The sequence below is a fragment of the Mycobacterium sp. IDUB_21 genome (assembly GCF_055419425.1).
In genome coordinates, this window is record NZ_JBVAXQ010000013.1 from 43,179 (window position 1) to 63,578 (window position 20,400).

7 protein-coding genes and 1 pseudogene are annotated in these 20,400 nt (G+C 71.6%); 2 read left to right on the plus strand and 6 right to left on the minus strand.

Annotated features, from left to right (window positions below):
- Positions 1-112 precede the first annotated feature (112 nt).
- The 3 genes from ACZYY4_RS18185 to ACZYY4_RS18195 all read right to left on the minus strand — a co-directional run bounded on the left by ACZYY4_RS18185 (position 113) and on the right by ACZYY4_RS18195 (position 10,667).
- On the minus strand, positions 113-5,446 hold the full coding sequence (locus tag ACZYY4_RS18185) for a beta strand repeat-containing protein (RefSeq protein ID WP_463811396.1): 5,334 nt from the start codon (positions 5,444-5,446) through the stop codon (positions 113-115).
- Positions 5,447-5,848: 402 nt separating this feature from the next.
- Positions 5,849-9,394 carry a PGRS repeat-containing protein gene (locus ACZYY4_RS18190; protein WP_463811397.1) on the minus strand — a complete coding sequence of 1,182 codons (3,546 nt, stop codon included), beginning with the start codon at positions 9,392-9,394 and terminating at the stop codon, positions 5,849-5,851.
- A 169-nt stretch (positions 9,395-9,563) separates the two neighbouring features.
- Positions 9,564-10,667 (minus strand): mandelate racemase/muconate lactonizing enzyme family protein, encoded by a 1,104-nt coding sequence (locus tag ACZYY4_RS18195; protein ID WP_463811398.1) that lies wholly within the window; start codon positions 10,665-10,667, stop codon positions 9,564-9,566.
- Between the two features lie 34 nt (positions 10,668-10,701).
- Here ACZYY4_RS18195 and ACZYY4_RS18200 point away from each other — a divergent pair, with 34 nt between their 5' ends.
- A complete protein-coding gene (locus ACZYY4_RS18200; protein WP_463811399.1) occupies positions 10,702-11,112 on the plus strand; it encodes a GtrA family protein in 411 nt (136 codons plus the stop codon).
- Between the two features lie 354 nt (positions 11,113-11,466).
- Here the strand turns inward: ACZYY4_RS18200 and ACZYY4_RS18205 are convergent.
- Positions 11,467-11,634: pseudogene (locus tag ACZYY4_RS18205) on the minus strand (PIN domain-containing protein); the annotation flags it as partial.
- A 76-nt stretch (positions 11,635-11,710) separates the two neighbouring features.
- Positions 11,711-16,654: a beta strand repeat-containing protein gene (locus ACZYY4_RS18210; protein ID WP_463811400.1), complete on the minus strand. Its 4,944-nt coding sequence runs from the start codon at positions 16,652-16,654 to the stop codon at positions 11,711-11,713.
- 915 nt (positions 16,655-17,569) lie between these two features.
- Here ACZYY4_RS18210 and ACZYY4_RS18215 point away from each other — a divergent pair.
- Positions 17,570-19,852, plus strand: coding sequence for a cellulase family glycosylhydrolase (locus tag ACZYY4_RS18215; protein ID WP_463811401.1), 2,283 nt, complete (start codon positions 17,570-17,572; stop codon positions 19,850-19,852).
- An 82-nt stretch (positions 19,853-19,934) separates the two neighbouring features.
- Here the strand turns inward: ACZYY4_RS18215 and ACZYY4_RS18220 are convergent, their stop codons facing one another.
- Positions 19,935-20,393, minus strand: coding sequence for a hypothetical protein (locus tag ACZYY4_RS18220; protein WP_463811402.1), 459 nt, complete (start codon positions 20,391-20,393; stop codon positions 19,935-19,937).
- Positions 20,394-20,400 lie beyond the last annotated feature (7 nt).

A 20,400-nucleotide genomic window follows, 5' to 3' on the forward strand; every position in this document is an offset into this window, starting at 1 on the left:
CCTTCGATTCTATTGCAGCGCACTTCGTTTCGGACACCGAACGCCCAAACCCGAAAGGCCCCGGCCCTGCGCCGCCAGTGGCGGGCAGAGCCGGGACCCCCCGTGTCTGCGGCTACGGCTTGTTCGCTCCGGGGTCGCCGGTTGCGATCTGGCCGTCCGTCTGGGTACCGCCCTGGTTGACGATGTTGCCGTCGGTACCGTTGCCACCGACATTGCCTGCGCCCGTACCGCTTCCGCCATCGCCGCCGGTGGCGGTGCCGTTGGTGGCCGTGGACGGGACGGCGGGGTCGGCGCCGTCGTTGCCGAACGCGTCGAGCCGGCTCGACCCACCCAGTCCGCCGGTGCCGCCGCCCAGGCCTTCACCGCCCTTACCGCCACTCGAGGTGCCGTTGGCGAGGTTGTCCGGGTCGCCGCCGGTGGCGATGCTGGCCTTGCCGCCGTTGCCACCGGTGCTGCCGGCATCGGCGTTGCCGCCGTTACCGCCGGTCGACGTACCGCTGGCCGTTCCACCCGCACCGCCCGCACTGCCGACCGGCTTGGAACTCTGGATGTCGGAGCTGCCACCGTCACCACCCTTGGCGTCCGTACCGGTGGCGTCACCGCCGCTACCGCCGGTGGAGGTGCCGTAGGAGTTGCCGCCGGCAGCACTGGCCTGCCCGAGCTCACCGGATTCCAGCTCACCCCAGCTGCCCTTGCCGCCGACACCACCATCGGTGCCATCGCCGCCGTTGCCGCCCTGAGCGATCGCGTCGTTGCCGCCGCCACCGATCGAGCCGCCCGCGTTGTCGACGACCAGGTAGCCGGCGCCGCCGTCACCGCCGGTGCCGTTGTCACCGGTACCGCCGGTGCCGCCGGTAGCGCTACCGGTGATGGTGCTGCCCGCGCCGGTTGCCGAAGCAATGGCCTGACCGCCGTTACCGCCGGTGCCGGCGTTGACGGCGACGCCGCCGTCGCCGCCGGTGACCGTGGTACCGGTGATCGAGCTGCCCGCGCCCGGGTTGATGTAGCCGATCGCACCGTTACCGCCGGTGCTGCCGGTGCCAGTGCCGTCGCCGCCGTTACCGCCCTGTGCGGTGTTGTCGGTCCCGGTGGCGTTGTCGCCGAAGACGTTGATCTGGCCGGCCATGCCGTTGCCGCCGGTGCCACCCTGGAGCCCGTCGCCGCCGCTACCGCCGGTCGCGTTGCCCGATGCCTCGGCGCCGTTGCCGCCCGACAGGATGCTGCCGTAGCTGCCGTTGCCGCCGGTGCCACCGCCGGTGGCATTACCGCCGTCACCGCCGACCGCGGTGCCGTGCGAGGTGCCACCACTGCCGCCACCTTCGGCGCGAGCGCTCTGAATGCCGCCGTTGCCGCCGTGGCCGCCGGTGCTGCCGGTGCCGTCCGCGCTACCGCCGTTGCCGCCGGTTGCACTGCCATACGAGGTGCCGCCGGTGCCGGTGGCCCCGACCGTCTGGCCCGCCTCGATGTTGGCGAAGCCGGCCGCGCCACCGTGGCCACCGTTGGTGGCCGCACCGCCGATGCCGCCCACCGCGTGGACACTGTCGGCAGCGCCGCCGTTGCCGATGACGCCGCCGGACTGGTCGACCGCCAGGTACGCCCCGCCGCCGTCGCCGCCGATGCTGCCCGCACCGTCGCCGGTACCGCCGGCGCCGCCGGTGGCATTCCCGGTGATGGTGCTGTCGGCCCCGGTCGCCCCGGCCGCAGCCGCACCGCCCGTACCGCCGGTGCCGGAGTTGCTGCCGGCACCGCCGACGCCGCCGGTGACGGTGGCCTGGTCGATGACGGCTCCGTCGGCCGCCGTGATATCGGCCGTACCGCCGGCACCGCCGTTGCCGCCATCGGTCCCGACACCGGCGTTACCACCGGTGGCGTGGCTGTTGGTGATCGCGCTGCCCGCGCCGATGGCGCTCAGGCTCGCGGCACCGCCATCGGCGGTGGCGCTGGCGTCACCACCGGTCACCGAGCTGTGCAAGATGCTGCCGCCGTTGCCGACGTTGACCGTGGCGCCGCCGCCGACATGGTCGCCGACGTTCTCGCCGCTCTTCACCGTGACGTCCTGGACGGCACCGCCGCCGTTGTTGATCAGCGTGTTGTTGGCGCCGTCCTGGCCGTTCACCCCGTTGGCGCCGCCGTTGGTGGCGTCACCACCGGCCACGTTGGCGCTGTCGATGGTGCTGCCCTGGCCGTCTGCCTGGATGCCGGCGTAGCCGCCGGTGCCGCCCTGGCCGCCGACGCCGGTGGCGCTGCCTGCCCCACCATCGCCGCCGTTACCGCCGGTCGCGGTGCTGCGGGTGACGGCGCCGCCGTCGGTCTGCTGGATGATGGCGCCACCGCCGCCGCCGCCACCGCCGCCGCCCTGGCCGGCGGTCGTGCCGTCCGCGGCACCACCGGTACCGCCGTTGCCGCCGCTGCCGCCGGTCACGAGGTTGGTGTCGTCGGCGCCGTTGATGCCGCCGCCGTTGGCGCCCGCGCCACCGTCACCGCCGGCCCCGGCAGTGCCGGTTCCGGCGTTGCCATCCTGGTCCACGCCCACCGCGCCGCCGTTGCCGCCGACGCCACCGTGGCCACCGGTGAAGCTGCCGGTATTGCCGTCGCCACCGTTGCCCCCGTTGCCGGCGGTGCCGCCGACGGTCGCGCCGCCGGAGCCGCCGGAGCCGCCGGAGCCGCCGGTGCTGAGCACCGGGTTGGTCAGGTCGTCGCCGGCGGGTGCGCCCGTGCCACCGTTGCCGCCGTTGCCACCGGAGCCGGCCGCGCCGTTCTCGGAGGTGCCGCCGACGCCGCCGTTGCCGCCGTGGCCGCCGGCCAAGGTGCCGAACTCCCCGGTGTTGCCCTCACCGGTGGTGTTACCACCGGCGCCGCCGTCACCGCCGTTGCCGGCGGTCTCGTCGCCAGTCGCGTTGGCACCGGCGCCACCCTGGCCGCCGTAGCCGCCGTGGCCGGAGCCGTCGCCGCCCCTACCACCGGAGCCACCGTTACCACCGGCGTTGTTGCCGCCGTCAGCGGTGCTGGTCACCGCACCGCCGGTGCCGCCGGCACCACCGGTGCCGCCGTAGACACCCTGGCCACCGCCGCCACCGGACCCACCGTTGCCGGCTTGGTAGCCGGTACCACCGTTACCGCCGTTGCCGCCGGAACCGCCCACGCCCGTCGCGTCATCGTGGGCCGGGCTCAGACCGTTGCCCAGGAAGTCGCCGGCCTCGCCCCTGGCCGCATCGCCGCCGAGTCCGCCGGCTCCACCGTCGCCACCGTTGCCGATCTGACCGAGGCTGCCGTCGGTGCCGTCGGTGTGGCCGTCGCCGCCGCCGGTGCCGCCGGTTCCGGCCGTGGCGCCGGGCGCTCCGCCGTTGCCGCCGTTGCCGCCGGCACCCGCTGCGCCGCCGTTTTGGAGCTCGGAGTCGGTGTCGTTGGCACCGGCGCCACCTACGCCGCCGACGCCGCCGTTGCCACCGTTGCCGGTGTCGCCGCCGTTGCCACCGTTGCCGTTGGTCGCCGAACCGCCGTTACCGCCGGAGCCGCCGACGCCGCCATCACCGGCGTTGCCACCGGCTCCACCGGCCACGCTCGAGTCGAACGACGCCGCACCGTTGCCACCGGTGCCGCCCGTTCCGCCGACACCACCGGCGCCACCGTTACCGCCGTTGCCCGACACCGCGCCGCCGGCACCGCCGAGGCCACCCGTGCCGCCGGCACCACCGACGGCGCCGTCGCCGCCGGCAGTCCCGGTGTCGAAGCTGTCGAAGCCCGCCAGGCCCTGCGCACCGGCGCCGCCGACACCACCGTTGCCGCCGTTGCCGTGGTCGCCACCGGCACCACCGGCGCCACCGTTGCCGCCGGCCAGGCCCGAGCCGTCCACGTCGGTGCCGAGACCGGCACCACCGATGCCACCGTTACCGCCGTTACCCGACACCTCGGTCGGCAGCGTGCCGTCGGCGCCGTCCGCGCCGGCGTTGCCCGGTGTACCGGAGAACGGACCGGCGCTGACACCGGCCGCACCGCCCTTGCCGCCGACGCCGACCGAGCCGAGGTTGCCACCGTGGCCACCGGCGCCACCGTCACCGCCACCGACCAGTGCGGGTTCGGCCGCGGGGTCGGCCGCCGCCGCGAACGCGGTGCCTTCGGTACCACCCCCACCGGATGTGCCGCCGCCACCGCCGTTGCCGCCATTGCCGCCGTTGCCGGCCAAGCCGGAGCCGCCGCCGGCACCACCCGCGCCGCCGCTACCCGCGGCACCGGCGGTGTGAACACCGAAGAAGCCACCGGCGCCGCCGTTACCGCCGACGCCACCTGCACCACCGGCGGCGCCGGACCCGGCGTTCCCGCCGTTGCCTCCGAGACCGCCCGTGCCGCCCGGGTCGGCGGCCAGCGCCTGGATCGAGACCTCGGGTGTGGGGCCCTGGTCGCCGGTATTGTCGTTGCCGGCACCACCGTTGCCGCCATCGCCACCGTTACCACCGCCGCCGCCGTTACCGCCGACACCACCGGTACCGCCGGCACCGGAGTTACCGAACAGGCCTGCCGCGCCACCGTTACCGCCGGCGCCACCGATGCCACCGACAAAGCCATCCGTACCGTCCGTGCCGTCGGTTCCGGCGATGCCGGCTGCGCCGTCGGTTGCGCCCGGGAAGCTCAGCCCGCTGACGCCGATGTTGCCGTTGGTTCCGGACGCGCCGTTACCGCCGGCGCCACCGCTGCCGCCGCTGCCGCCGTTGCCGAACAGGAAGCCGCCGGCGCCACCGGTGCCACCGAGCAGGCCGTTGGCACCGGCCGCGGCGATACCGTCAGCGCCGAAGGCACCCGCGCCGCCGTCGCCGCCGTTACCCATCAAACTGCCGCCGGCCCCGCCGTCACCACCGATCAGGCCGATACCGACGCCGCTGCCACCGGCACCGCCGTCACCGAGCATGCCGGCGTTGCCACCATCGAGGTCGAGCTTGGACGTGTCAGCAAAGCTGTAGGTGCCGTCCTCAACGTCCGTCAGCGTGATGTCATTGCCGTCGGCGTCCTGCAGCACTGCGCCATTCGCGCCGAGCAGATCGCCGTCGCTGTCGAAGTATGTGCCGCTCCCGCCGTCACCGAACAGGAAGCCACCCGCCGTCGCCGCGTGATATAAGAGATCGCCGTCGTCACTTAGGCTGACATAAGCATTAGCGCCGTTGGCAAAGATTCCGTCGATGCTCAGGCCGCTGCCGATCAGTGTCTGACCGATGTCGTGCAGTGGCTGGTAGATGACCATGTTGAACGCGTTGGCCACCATCTCGTTCAGACCCTGCAGCGGATCGGTGCCGGCCGCGGAGCCCGCGAGATCGCCACCGAACAGCGCGCCCAGGTCAAACACCGATGTGTCGGCCGTCGCAGGTTCGAACCACATCGATGCCTGGCTGACCAGCTCATCGAAGAGATCCTCGAAGCCGTCGGCACGAGCCGGAGCTGCGGTGAGTGGCGTCATGCCAAACGCAAGGAAGGCACCCACAGCACTGGTTGCGCCGACGGCGCGGCTGAGACGGTTTCTGCTTCTGGAAGCGGAGCGGTTAGACATCGGATCTCCTAGTGGGACGGGCGCCCTCGGCAGTTGACGGAGGAAAAAGTTATTTAGGGTCCTTTAAGCTAACAAATATGATGGTTAGCGACAAGTGAAATTTCCAACAACTGTGAAAATTTCCGTGACGTTCGTGGATTGCTTGCCTTCTATCGAGAGATTCGTCCAGAAGCCGGCAAATCTTTCCAAACGCGGGCGCTAACATGCCGGCTCGGGCGCAAGGGGGTCGGCTGGGCGGTGGCCGCCGTGGTGCTGCGCCAGTACCGGGCGCGGGTGGCCTACTGGGTGTAGCGCCGCACCGGTGTCAGCCCGTCACGGGCCCGGCGTGACACCGCTGTCGCCGTCATTTCCGGTCGCGCCCGCATGGCTGGTCCCGTTTGCACCGGTTCCTATGCCACCGCTACCAGCGGTTCCACCGGCACCACCCGCTCCACCGGCACCACCTGCACCGCCGGCTCCGCCGATTCCGGAACCACCGGCGACTCCACCGTTGCCCCCGGCTGCGCCGGCCGCTCCACCGGCACCACCGTCGCCCCCGGCGCCCCCGGCGCCGCCCACGCTGTTACCGCCGGCACCGCCTGGACCGCTTGTTGAGGAGCCGCTACAGGGGGCATTGCAGCCCTCAAACGCGTCGCCCGCGTTACCGCCGTTACCCGCCTGACCGCCGACAGCACCGGCACCGCCAGTACCGCCGACCCCGCCGGCACCACCGGCACCGCCGTTGCCCGACACCGATCCGCCCGCGCCGCCGGCACCGCCCACACCGCCGGCCCCGCCGGCCTGCCCGGCCGCACCGACACTGTCACCGCCCGCCCCGCCGGCACCACCGATCACCGCCGCATCACCGACGTCGGAGAACGACGAAGCGTAGCCGCCCTTGCCGCCGTTGCCCCCGGGCGCGCCGTAGCTGCCGGTGCCGCCGGCACCCCCGGCACCGCCGGTGATCGCACCGAGGGGACCGCCGCCATGGATTTCGCCACCGGTGCCGCCGTCACCGCCGGCCTGTACGGTGCCGTCGGGATTGATGGCGCCGGCGACGCCCGGATCGCCGGGGTTGCCGGTGGCCGGAGCAGTGGCCCCGGTCACGGTCTCGCCGACGGCGCCGTTGGCCGCCTTTCCACTCACCGCCAGGTTTTCACCGTTGGCGCCGGCCGCACCCGTGCCGCCCTGCCCACCGTTGCCGCCGTTGCCGATGGTCCCGGCGTTGCCGCCGGCGCCGCCGTCACCGGCAGTCCCGCCGAAACCGAGCACGCTACCGCCGGTGCCGCCGTCACCGCCATCACCGCCGCCGGTCGGCAGTTGCCCGGCGGCGCCGTCGGCGGCGCGGGCGGTCCCGTCACCGCTCAGGCCGCCGCGGCCGCCCGCTCCGACCACCCCGGCATCCCCACCGTCACCGCCCTTGCCGCCGGCACCGGCCGGGGAGCCCGGCCCGCCGTCGTGGCCAACGGACCCGCCGTTACCACCGGCACCGCCGACGCCACCGGCGGCACTATTGCCGCCGGCTCCGCCGATGCCACCGGCACCGTCCACGCCGTCGTGATAACCGGCCGCCTGCGCCGCACCCCCCACGCCGCCGTTGCCGCCGGCACCACCGTCACCACCGTCACCACCGTCGCCGGCGTTACCGCCGGCGCCACCGTCGCCGGCGATCGCGCCGTCAAGGCCATCACCGCCCGCACCGCCGACGCCGCCATTGCCACCGGTCTGCCCGTTGCCACCGGCAGCACCGAGCCCACCCTGGCCGCCGGCGCCGCCGTCGCCGCGGATCGCCCCGCCCAGACCGCCCGCCCCGCCGTGACCGCCGGCCCCGCCGGCCTGCCCGGCCACGCCGTCGCCACCGACCCCGCCGGCCCCGCCGTCTCCGCTGGTGACATTCGGGCTGTCGGGATAGTCAGCCACGCCGCCCGCGCCGCCCGCGCCGCCCGCAGCGCCCATGCCGCCGTGGCCACCGGCGCCGCCATTGCCGGCGGTACTGCCGGGCTCTCCGAATGCCCACCCGCCGGTGCCGCCGTCGCCACCGGGTGCGCCGATCCCGCCGTCGCCGCCGTCGCCCCCGGCGCCCGCGGTCGCGACACCCTTGGCGCCCGGTTCAAGTTCGGTGTCGGCGAAGCCGCCGTCACCGCCTGCGCCACCGCTCGCGTTCGGTCCGCCGTCACCGCCGTTGCCACCGGCGCCACCGGTGATGTCTTGCCCGGACACCGCGCCCGTGCCGCCGCCGCCGTCACCGCCGACTCCGCCCATCTGGCCGACGGCGCTGCCGTTGGCACCGTTACCGCCCCCAATTCCGCTGCCGGCGGGGTTGCTCAGACCCGTGAAACCATTGTTCGCCTGGCCGTCAGAGAGGTCGCTGGTCGACCCGTTGCTGCCGAGTGCACCATTGCCGCCGGCACCGCCGGCACCGCCATTGCCGTAGCCGCCGGCGGCACCACCGACACCGCCGTCGCCCCCGTTACCGGCGCCCGTGGCGTTGCCGCCGTTACCGCCGGCTCCACCATTGCCACTGAATCCGTCGGGCACCTGGCCGCCGGCACCGTCAGCACCGGCCTTGCCGGCCGTGCCGGAGACGACGCCGCTGCTGGTGCCGGCAGCACCACCGGCGCCACCGTTGCCGGCCGTGCCGACGTTGCCACCGGCGCCCCCGTCTCCACCGATGCCGCCGCCGGTCGAGCCGTCAGCACCGGCTCCGCCGGCCCCACCGTTGCCGGCCGTACCCGCAGCCCCGCCAACGCCGCCGGCGCCGCCGTCGCCGGCCGCACCCGCCGTGAACAGGCCGAAGAAGCCACCCGTACCGCCGTTGCCACCCGCGCCACCGATTCCGCCGGCACCACCGCCCGCCCCGTCACCGCCGTCGCCCCCGGCAGCACCGAGACCGTCCGCTGCAAGGCCGCCGTTGCCACCGGCACCACCGACTCCACCGGCACCGCCGACACCACCGGCGCCGCCCCCACCGGCGGTGCCGAACAGACCGGCGGCACCGCCATTGCCCCCGACACCACCGGCGCCACCGGCAGAACCGGCAGTGCCGTTGCCGCCGTGTCCCCCGGCAGAGGCGGCAACGGTGACACCGGTGGCCGGGTCCAGGCCCGCCGAACCCAACGCTCCGGCAGCACCTTCGGCCCCGGCAGCACCGGTGCCGCCGCTACCCCCGGCGCCACCGTTGCCGAACAGGAATCCGCCGCTGCCGCCGGCACCACCGGCAAATCCAGCCCCGCCGGCAGTCCCGGCAGCACCCTCGCCGCCGGCACCACCATTGCCCATCAACATGCCGCCGGCACCACCGGCGAAGCCGGCGTCACCACTACCGAGGCCACCGGCGCCGCCGTCACCGAACAAGCCGGCGTCGCCACCGACGGAACCGGCGACCTGATGCGCATCGGCACCTTCGGTCATCACGATTCCGCTGCCACCATCACCGAACAGCCAGCCGCCATCGGTGGCCGCGGTGATCGACCCATCGCTGTTGAGCACCGCGTCAGCACCGTTGCCGAACACTCCGTCGATGACGAAGCCGCCCTGGATCAACGACTCACCCAGCGCATGGATCGGTTGATAGACCAGCGTATTGATGGTGTTAGCCACGAAATCGTCAAACCCCTGCAAGGGATCGGCCATCGCTGCGCCCGGCACCAGGTCAGCCACATCCAGCCAGGACAGGCCCACCGGCGGCGAGTCGAACCAGGTCAACGCCTGCCCCCACAGGTCACCCAGGACATCGTCGAATCCCTCGGCCTGCGCCGGCGGAGCCGCCAGTGGCGTCCCGAGCGCCAAAAAGACTGCGGCGGGCGCCGCTAACCTCACCACACTGGGCCGGCGCAACTTGCGGGTGCGCGAACGACGCTTGCACTGGTGACGAGACATCGGGGGCCTCCAGACACGACTGGTATAGCTGATAACTACACAGCTTGATATATGTATTTATTAAGCTAGACCTCACGTATACCGGTAGGCGGGCTGTTTCAGAAAATTCACCCGGGTTGCTTCGTGGGTGCGAGCGGCCCGGGGTGCTGCTGCCGGCGGGCCGGGTCGCCTACCGGGTGTAGTAGGCGCTGATGACGTCAGGATCAGGGTCCAGACCCAGGCCCGGGCCCTGCGGCACCGTGACCCGCCCGGTCGTCGGCGCCAATGCTTCGCCGTAGATCGACGCCTCCAGATCGAACCAGCGCCACTCGACCATCGCCTCGGCGCCACCCAGTGCTGCGGCCACCTGGATCGCGGCGAGCAGGCCCGGACCGTCGTAGAACGAGTGCGTCATGACAGCCACCCCGCGGGCGGCGGCGAGCGGAAAAACCTTGCGCAACTCGGTGATTCCGCCCATCTTGGCCGGGCTGGGTTGCGCGAAATCCACCGCCGCGGCAGCCAGCAACCGCTCGAATTCCATTGTGGTCGAGACGTTCTCACCCGAAGCGATCGGCAGGCCGGTGCTGCGCCGCAATTCGGCCAGGCCGTCGAAGTTCTCCGGCGGCCACAGCGGCTCCTCCAGGAACATCAGCCCGACGGCATGCAGGTCGGCGGCGAGGGCCTGGGCTTGCGGAAGCGTCCAGGCGCAGCCGGCATCGACGATCAGCGCGACGTCGGGCCCGGCTTCGTCGCGGGCCGCCTTGATCGCGGGCAGCTGGGATTCGTGCAGCTTGATCGCGGCGAACCCGTCGTCGACGACGCGGCGCACCGCGGCGCGGACTCGTTGCGGCTCGGTGTAGCAGGCCAGGCTGGCGTAGCAGGGCATGGTGCGGGCGTCGCCGCCGAGCAGCGTCGAGATCGGCACCCCGGCGCGCTTGCCGGCGATGTCCCACAGCGCGATGTCGACCGCCGACAGCGCGTAGGTAATGGCGCCGCCGCGGCCGAAGACGTGCAGCTTGCGTTGCACGTGGTCCATCAGCGCCGCGACGTCAACGGCGTCGCGGCCCAGACACAACGGTGCGACCAGCTCGTCGAGTGCGTGGACGGCCAAGCTGACGCCGGTCAGGCCGAACGCCTCGCCCCAGCCCACGGTGCCGTCGTCGGTGGTCACCTTGACCAGCAGCGAGTCCGCGGCGGTCAGCGGCTCACCCCACAATGCGGCACCGGGCAGGTCCGGTTTGAGCGGGATGCGCAGCGGGATGGCCTCGACGGCGGTGATGGACGAGTCGGCCATCTAGCTAGCGTAGGGCGCTGATTAAGCTTCCCGGGTGGCCGAGACGACACCCAGTCATCTGCACCTGTCTACCCAGGTGTGGCGTTTTCTGGTCACCGGGGTGCTGTCGGCGGTGGTCGACTTCGGGCTCTACCTACTGCTGTACCTGGGGGCCGGGGTCAAGGTCGATCTGGCCAAGGCGTGCAGCTTCGTCGCCGGCACTCTCACCGCGTATCTGATCAACCGGCGCTGGACATTCCAGTCCTCGGCGCACACCGGACGCTTCGTGGCGGTGATGACGTTGTACGCGTTGACGTTTGGCGTGCAGGTGGGGATCAACCACCTGGTTCTGGAACTGCTGGACTATCAGCGGTGGGCGCTGCCGGTCGCCTTCGTCGCCGCGCAGGGCACCGCGACCGTCATCAACTTCATCGTGCAGCGGACGCTGATCTTCCGGGTGCGCTGAGCACCGGGTTCGAGCCACATCCGTCACTTCCGCACCGGAGCGGACATTAGGGCTACGTTGACCTGCTGCTCTGCTGATTTAGGAGACTGATGAGCAATCGACGAGAGCGTCCCCGCCTAATAGTTCGCTAGACTTTTCTTAGTAACTGTGCGTTTTTTGGACGATTGGGGGGCCTGCGGTTGGGGTTAGCCGTCGGTGGCGAAGAGTTCGGTCGCTTCCGACGGGCTCGCTGCCCACGACGTCCGAAACCCTGGCCTGGTGCCGCCTGGCCGGGGTTTCGGAATCGATGGCTACGACGGCTTGTTCGCACCGTTGCCGAACGTGTAGTCGGGCTGCGTCGGATCGGTCGGGTCGCTGGTCATAGTCCGCGTCGGAGTGCCCTAAAACAGTGCCCGAGAGTTGCGCCGGCGCCGCGGTGAGGAGGTCCGCGATCTTCACACTGCGGTGACGCAGGCCGCCGACGTGGGCGAACTCGCGTTGGACTTGGAATGCCCGAGCGAAGGCCGCGGAGGCGATCGGGATGTGGCCGCGAGCCCACAACGGCAAGACCCCGGCCCTGCGCGCCGAAGCGGCCGGACCGAGGCTCTGTACCCCTCGCCTACGACGTGTTAATACCGTCTTGCCCGACAGCCGGAGACACGTGGTTCTGACCCGGCTGGGAGTAGATATCGCCCTCGGTAGGTCCACCCGCGCCGCCGCCACTCGGGGCGGTAGTGTCGCCAGACGCGTTGCCCCCGCTGCCCCCCGTCGCCACGGCGTTGACGGGGACGGGAACGCTATTAGGGGTGGTGGAGGGTCCGGCACCAATGTTGCCGTCGGCACCGTTAGCGCCGTAGCTGCCGGTACCGGTGCCGCTACCGCCGTCGCCGCCGGTCGCGGTGCCGCCGATGACGCTAGCAGGCCCATTGACGCCGTTAAGGTTGCTGTAGGAGTTGATCCGAGCGGCGGCGCCGTTGCCACCGTGGCCGCCATTGCCGTCACCGCCGTTGCCGGCCTGAGCCGTGCCGCTGGCGACGGCCTGGTCTCCACCGGCGGCGATGCTCGCCTTGCCGCCGTCACCACCGTGGCCACCGTTGGTTGCGGTGCCGCCGGCACCGCCGGTCGACGTTCCGCTGGCCGTCCCGCCGGGACCGCCGGCATTCGGGTCACCGAAGGCGCCCGTCGTCTTGGAGGCTTCGATATCAGAGCTTCCACCGTTGCCGCCGATGCTGCCGTTGCCGGTAGCGTCACCGCCTGCACCAGCGGTGGAAGTGCCGTACGCGTTGCTGCCGGCGCTGCCCGCCCCACCGTCGTTCTCGAGCCCACCGAAGCTGCCGTTACCGCCGGTGCCGCCGTTGGTACCGACTCCACCGTCGCCGCCCATCGCAATGGCACTGTTGCCGCCGCCACCGATGGTGCCGCCGGCGCTGTCCACGGTGAGGAAGCCCGTACCACCGTTACCACCGGTGCCGTTGTTACCGACCCCGCCGTCCCCGCCGTTGGCGGTACCGGTGATGCTGCTGCCCGCACCGTCTGCCCCGGCAACACCGAGGCCGCCGGTGCCGCCGGTGCCGCTATTAGTGCCGTCACCACCGACACCGCCCGTGACGGTGGTGCCGACGACGTGGGCGCCGTTGGTGGCTTGGATGGCCGCAATGCCGCCCCCGCCGCCGGCGCTGCCGGTGTTGCCGTCACCGACGCCGGCGTCGCCGCCGTTCGCGTGGCTGTTGGTGATCATGCTGCCCGTGCCAGTAGAGCTCAGGCTCGCCGCACCGCCAGCGGCGGTCTCGCTGGCATTGCCACCGGTCACCGTGCTGCCGGAGATGCTGCCGCCGCTGCCGATGGTCGCCGTGGCCCCGCCGCCGGCGAAGTTGCCGACGTTTTGCCCGCTGGTGATCGTGGTGTCGGTGATGCTACCGGTGCCACTGACAGTCAGCGAGTTGTTAGCGCCGGCGTTACCGTTGACGCCGTTCAAACCACCGTCAGTACCATCACCCCCGGCGACGTGGCCGTTGGTGATGGTGCCGGTGTCGGCGGTGATCGTTCCAGTGCCGCCGCTGCCGCCGTGGCCGCCGTCGGCGGTGGCATTGCCGGCCCCGCCGTCGCCGCCGTTACCGCCGGTCGCGGTGCTGTCGGCACTAACGGTGCCACCGTTGATGGTTGTGATGGTGGCGGCGCCGCCGCCGGCACCCGCGCCGCCGTCGTGGCCGTCGCCGCCGACGCCGCCCGCACCGCCGCTGCCGCCGGTGGCGATGCCAGTGTCGGGCGCGGCAAAGGCGTTGGCGCCCGCGCCGCCCGCGCCACCGCTCCCGCCGTTGGTGCCGCCGTCGCCGCCGTCGCCGCCGTTACCGCCGGTGCCCGTTGTGCCGTCGCCGTTCCCGTTACCGCCAATGCCGGCGTTACCGCCGACGCCGCCGTCGCTGCCGGCGCCGTCGCCGCCGTCGCCGCCGTTGCCGCCGATGCCGCCGATGGAGGTGCCGCCGGTGGAGGTGACGCCGTTCTGAGCAAAGATGCTCGCCCAACCGCCGGTACCGCCGTTACCGCCAACCGCACCGTTCGTACCGCCGTCACCACCGGCACCGCCGACGCCGCCGAGCGCGGTGCCGTCCGTAATATCACTGCCGGTGCCACTTGCCTGAAGCCACGCGCGACCGCCGACGTTGCCGTCACCGCCGTTGCCGGCGCCACCGTTGCCGGCGGTCGCGCTGCCGCCGCTGATGGTCGCCCCGCCCTGAGCGGCAATGTTGGCGGTACCGCCGGTACCGCCGGTGGCGCCGGCAGCGCTGGCTGCACCGCCGTCGCCGCCGATAGAGGTTCCACCGGCGGCACTGCCAGTCCCTGCCGATAGCACCAGGCCGTAGCCGCCGTCACCACCGGCGCCGCCGTTGGTGGCGTCACCGCCGTTGCCGCCGGTAGCGGCACCGGTCGAGTCGCCCCCACTTGCGCCGCTGTAGCCGGCTTGGACCCAAGCGTCAGCACCAGTACCGCCGGTGCTGCCGTTGCCGGTGGCGTCGCCGCCGTTGCCACCGGTGGCGGTGCCGTCAGCCGTGCCATCCAGAGCGGTGTTCACCGAGCCCACGCCGCCGGCCCCGCCGACACCGCCGTCCGTGCCATCACCGCCAGCACCACCCTGGGCCGTGCCGGTGGCGCTACTGCCTGCGGCGTGGGCGAAGACGAAGCCGCCGCCTCCCTCGCCGCCGGTGCCGTCGCCCGTCGCATCACCACCGACACCACCGCTGGCCGTGCCGCTAACGTGGGCGGCCGCGCCATTGGCGGAGATGAGGCCCATACCGCCGGTGCCGCCGTTACCCCCGGCAGCGGTAGCAGAGCCATCGCCGCCAGCGCCACCGGCCGCGCCAGCCGCCGTGCCGCTGGCGCCACCACCGGCCACGGCTATGACGGCCGCGCCACCGCCGCCGCCACCGCCGCCGCCGCCGAATCCGGACCCACCTACGGTGCCCGCAGCGCCACCGCCACCAGCCCCGCCGGCACCACCGGTCGCGGTGCTGCCGGTGTCAGCGCCTTGCAAGACGCCGGCGCCGGTCCCACCCGCACCACCGGCCCCACCCCCGCCGTCTGCGCCACCACCGGTGCTCAGCCCACCGGCCCCACCGGTGCCGCCAGTGCCGCCGGCCTGGCCACCGGCGTAGCCGTACGAGCCGACCACGACACCCTGGCCGTTACCGCCGGTGCCGCCGGCCCCGCCGACGCCGGCGACGTTGCCGTTACCACCAGCACCGCCGTTACCGCCGGTCGACGCGTTGAAGTTGCTGCCCCCGCCTACGCCGCTGCCGCCGACACCACCGGTACCGCCCTTTCCGAGCGTCCCGCCGTTACCACCGGCACCGCCAGTGCCGCCGGTCTGCGTGACGCCGCCAACAACCTGGCCAGCACCACCAGTACCGCCGGCACCGCCATCACTATCGGTGCCGGCGCTACCGGGACTGCCCGCGGCGCCGTTACCGGCGCCCACCCCAGCAGTCCCGCCAGCCCCACCGTCAGCGCCGTTACCACCGACACCGCCGGCACCCGCCGAGGCCCCGTTACCGCCACCTGCACCGGTACCACCAGCCCCAGCGGTGCCCGCATTACCGCCGTCACCGCCGGCGCCACCACCGCCATCGGCGCCCGCATTGCCGTGCGCAGCTGTGCCGCCCAGGCCGCCGGCACCGCCACCACCACCGGCGCCGCCGGCGGCTGCGCTGCCGCCGTTACCACCGGTTGCGCCCGCAACCGTGGCGGACGCACCGTTGGCACCGCTACCACCGACACCACCGTTGCCGCCGGTGCCACCGACACCACCAGCGCCACCGTTACCGGAGACCGACCCGCCCACACCGCCGGCACCACCGTGACCGCCAGCCGTGCCGGCCGTGCCGGCCGTGCCGTTGGCGCCAGCTAGAACGCCATCAGTGCCGGCCTTGCCGGCTGCGCCGTCACCACCGGCACCGCCAGTACCACCGTTACCGGTCAACCCGCCGTTACCGCCGGTACCACCATCGCCGGCGGTCCCGCCAGGCAGGACGGGGCTAAAGCCCGCGCCACCGGCGCCACCATTGCCGCTGACGTCGCTGGCCGCACCCGCCGTGCCGCCCGCCCCATCGGCGCCGAAGAACAAGCCGCCCTTACCACCGGCGCCCGCAGCACCACCGGTGCCGCCACCGTTGCCGGCGTTACCACCGTTGCCGCCGTCGGGGTGGAGGACGGTGCCGGCAGCACCGACGCCACCCGTGCCACCATCACCGGCGTCACCGCCACTACCGCCCTTACCGCCGGCGCCGAACCAGAACGAGCCCTTACCTCCGGCGCCACCGTTGCCGCCGGCGCCACCGCTGCCGCCGTTGCCGCCGTTGCCGTCGCCGGTGCCGACAAATGTGCCCGCCAGGCCCGCAGCACCGATAGCACCAGCACCACCGTCGCCACCGTTACCGGCCGTGCTGAGCAGACCCCACTGCGCAGCATCGCCACCGACACCACCGTTACCGCCGGCACCACCATTGACGCCGTCACCACCGTCACCACCATCACCACCATCACCACCATGGCTGAACCACGAGAACGGTCCCGCAGCGCCACCATCGCCACCGTCACCGCCATCGATGCCATTCCCGCCGGCACCTCCGTCGCCGCCGAACAGGCCGGCCTGGCCACCGTCGCCACCGTCGTCTCCAGCAAGGCCTGTGCCGTTGGCGTCCCAGCCCGCACCGCCATTGCCCCAGATCCACCCGCCGGCACCACCATTGGGATCCGCAGCCGTACCGGCCGCGCCGTTGCCGAACGGCATCAGCCAGTTGATGTCACCCCAGTTGAACGACGCCGCAGCAGACCCGGCCAGAGTTGCATCAGCGGCCCCACCGATGCCGTTCATGTCGAGGTCGGCCAGGACCGCGTTCCAGGTGGCCGAGTCACCGAGGCCGTCGAAGAAGGCCGTCCAACTGGACGGGTCCAAGACGACAGCCCAGTCGGCTTGATCACCCATATTGGCGCCCAGGCCGGCGACAGCGTCGCCCAGACTCTGACCGAGCAGGTCGACGAGGACGTCGTCGAAATCGGCATGCGCCACCGGTGCTGCTACCAGCGGTGCCATCCCAAACGCGAGGAACGCACCCACGGCACTACCGGCACCGATCACCCGGCTGCTGCGACGGCACTTCGATCCACTTTGACGAGAACGAGACATGGGAGATTCCCCCTAAACGGGCGTATAACGGCGGCATAACAAGGCCCTGTGAGGAGCTAGATTAATCCTATTTTCAGTTGCGTCAACCCCCAGCCGATAAAAGCGGACTACCACCAGTTACCGATCAGTAACAAGCGTTAACATGGGCTTATTCGACCTGAAGCGTATCGACCACCGGTGAGAATTCCTTAGAACATGCCCGAATTCTCAGAAAAAGCTGGCAGACCCAGCCCTGTTTTCCTGTGCGCCTACGGACGGTCGCCGACGGGGATCTACCGAGGTCAGAGCTGGTTTACATCGCTTCGCCACCGCCTGTCGCCGCGGCTGCCGCTGTCCTCCGCCGCCGAGTCGGCCCGTTGACCACACGGGACCGCCCCGACCAATTAATCTGCATTCGCGTAAATAAATAATCTACGTCGACGTAAATTAAGTGCACCGCAGGTAGACCGAATATTCACTGATACACGCCCCGGAGACGAGCTGAAACACAGCGCAATGCTAATCCCACCCGTTGCTCGAATTAATAGCGTTGCTACCGATATTCACCTCGTCATTTACTTAGCTCCGGTAGGCGCCTTGACTCGCAATCTCACCCCGTTCAGCGCACCCGAGGCCGGCCGGAGCGATGAAAGAGCACGTGGGACGGGGTGGCCCGTCTCACTCCATCACCCACGGGCCCGCCCGCCACCGCGGCTCGGCACACCCCGGGGGATTTCTGTCCAACTTTCGGAACTTTTTCCCCAGCCCTTGCTAGCTTGTCGAGGACACTCAGCCTCGTCATAGGAAGGCGGCCCGGCGATGGTCCAGCCGCAACTCAACCCGAGCGGAACCCGGCGGACGATTGTCTGCCAAAAGACACCCGGTCTGGGCGTCATCACCGCTGCGTTCCTGGCGTTCGGGGTGGCGCCGCTGGTCGTCGCGTCCCCGGCGCAGGCCGACGTGTTCGACACTGCCCTTGGCGAGGCCTTTGACCAGGCATTTTCACCGTTCCTGGATGCCGCGACCGGCGAGTTGGACTGGGGAACACTGTCGTCGCCGGCCGCCTGGGAGGCGTTCTTCGACCCGGCGCACTGGGATGGCGTGCTGTCCGGCCCGGGCGCTGCCGACACCACAACCTGGGACCCGAGCACGCTGTTCCAGCAGTTCGTCTACACGCCACTGCACGACAACCTGCGGGCCTGGATCGTCAGCGACCTCGGCAAGCAGGTCGACGGCAGCATCAACGCCCTGTTCGGCTCAACGGTGATCGGCAACGGCGCCGCCGGCACGGCCGAGAGTCCCGACGGCGGGGCCGGCGGATGGCTGTTCGGTGACGGCGGGGCCGGCTGGAGCAGCACGGATGCGGAAGCCGCCGGCGGGGCCGGCGGTGCGGCCGGCATGTTCGGCAGCGGTGGCGCGGGCGGTGCCGGAGGCGCGGGAGCCGCCGGAGGCGCGGGAGCCGCCGGCGGCGCTGGCGGGGCAGGCGGCTGGTTGTTCGGCAACGGCGGGGCAGGAGGCCATGGCGGCGACGGGCCCGACGGCGGCAATGGCGGGGACGGCGGCCACGCCACGGGCCTGTTCGGGGCCGGCGGGCACGGCGGCGACGCCGGTGACAGCGGGGTCGGCGGCAGCCCCACCGGCCCGCATCCGTTGCCCGCCCTGGGCGGCGCCGGCGGCAACCCCGGCCTGATGGGCACCCACGGCGCGGTCGGTCACTTCGGCACCGGCGTCCCGCTCGACCGGCCGATCGTCTGGGACACCAGCTACGGACCGATTTCGGTGACCGGGCCGTGGCTCACCGACAGCGACGGCCGGGTCGTCATGATGCACGGCATCAACGAGGTCTACAAGGTGCCGCCCTACACTCCGGAGGCCGGCGGGTTCAGCGAGGCCGACGCGGCGTACCTGGCCGCCCACGGCGTCAACATGGTGCGGGTGGGCGTGCTGTGGGCGGGCGTGGAACCGCAGCCGGGCGTCTACGACTACAACTACCTGGCCTCGATCGAACAGACCGTGCAGCTGCTGGCCAGATACAACATCGTCAGCCTGCTCGACATGCACCAGGACGTCTACTCCGACTCCATCAACGGCGGCTACGACGGCGCGCCGGCGTGGGCTACCGACACCGGCGGTCTGCCCGAGATCGAGGCGGGCTTCCCGTGGACGTATGTGGCCAGCCCCGCGGTGAACCACGCCTGGGATGCGTTCTGGCACAACGGCACCGTCGCCGACGGGGTCAAGCTGCAGAACAGCTACGCGCGGATGTGGGAGGCCGTCGCCGAGTACTTCGCCGGCAACGGCAACGTGGCCGGCTACGAAATCATGAACGAGCCGTGGGCCGGATCACAGTGGCTGGGCACCATGTTCGGCAACCCGACCTTCGACTCGCAGTACCTGACCCCGTTCTACAACCAGGTGGACGCGGCGATCCGCGCAGTCGACCCGCACACCCCGGTGTATTTCGAACCGAACACCCTGACCGGCAATCTGCCGCTGCCCACCCACCTGGGCACGGTGGACGACCCGAACACCGTATATGCGTTCCATGACTACTGCACCACCACAGCCATTTTCGGTGACACCGCGTTCGGCTGCGGGCTGTGGGAGCTGATCATCCAGGGCGACGCGGCGTCCTACGCCGCCCAGCACAACATTCCGGCGATGATCACCGAGTTCGGCAACACCGGCAACATCGCGAGCATCACCGACACCCTCGACGAGGCGAACACTCGCGGATTCGGCTGGCTGTTCTGGGAATACGGCCTGGCGCGCGCGAACTCCGGCGACCCGGACGACTACGGCGTGTCCTCCGGTGTCATGGCCACGCTGGCGCAGGCGTATCCGCAAGTGGTCTCCGGGGTCCCGGGCTCCTGGTCGGTGAGCGACGGCGCCCTGCAGTTCAGCTACTCGACCGAGATGGCCGACGGCAGCGGCAGTTTCGCCGCGGGATCGCAGACCACCATCTGGGTGCCGTCCAACGATTACCAGGTGCAGATCACCGGGGGCCACGTCATCTCACCGGCCGGCGCCCACCAACTGGTGATCGCCTCGGATGGCGGCGCGGGCACCGTCACGGTCACGGTGACACCCACTCAATCCTGACGCCCGAGCTGAATGACCCCGGAAACGAATCAGCACCGGCTGCGCCAGGGCGCAACCGGTGCTGAACCGGATAACTAGGGTGCTACTGCGGCTGGCAGAGGTTGTCCAGCACGTCGATCTGGCCACGCAGCTGGTCGCGCAGCGGCTGCTGCACCGCGTCGTCCGGCGAGTGCCCGGCCAGGTAGTTGACGCTCAGCGCCTCCAGCGTGTCGGCCATGTCGCCGGCGGCCTTGGTCAGGTCGGCCGGGGCGGCCGGGTTGGCCTCCAAGCGCTGGTGCAGGAACGCACCACCGGCGAACAGCGACAGCCGGGCGTTGGTGCCCACCGCCAGGTCACCGGCCAAGTCGCCCGGCACCGGGTTCTGCAGGTTGGTGTTGAACTGCGTGCCTTGGCGCACCACGGCCTGTGCGTCGCAGACCTTGCCCTTGGCTTCCTGACGCTGATCGTCGGAGAACTTCTGGCTCGTGGACGGGTGGAACCACCCGAAGACGGCTAAGACGATCCCGAGCACCGCCAACGCCAGAGCGGCGATCGTCGGCACCGACAAG

Coding starts and splice junctions, on each gene's coding strand:
- ACZYY4_RS18215 (WP_463811401.1), top strand. CDS start 17,570: ATGGTCCAGCCGCAACTCAACCCGAGCGGAACCCGGCGGACGATTGTC.
- ACZYY4_RS18190 (WP_463811397.1), bottom strand. CDS start 9,394: ATGTCTCGTCACCAGTGCAAGCGTCGTTCGCGCACCCGCAAGTTGCGC.
- ACZYY4_RS18195 (WP_463811398.1), bottom strand. CDS start 10,667: ATGGCCGACTCGTCCATCACCGCCGTCGAGGCCATCCCGCTGCGCATC.
- ACZYY4_RS18185 (WP_463811396.1), bottom strand. CDS start 5,446: ATGACGCCACTCACCGCAGCTCCGGCTCGTGCCGACGGCTTCGAGGAT.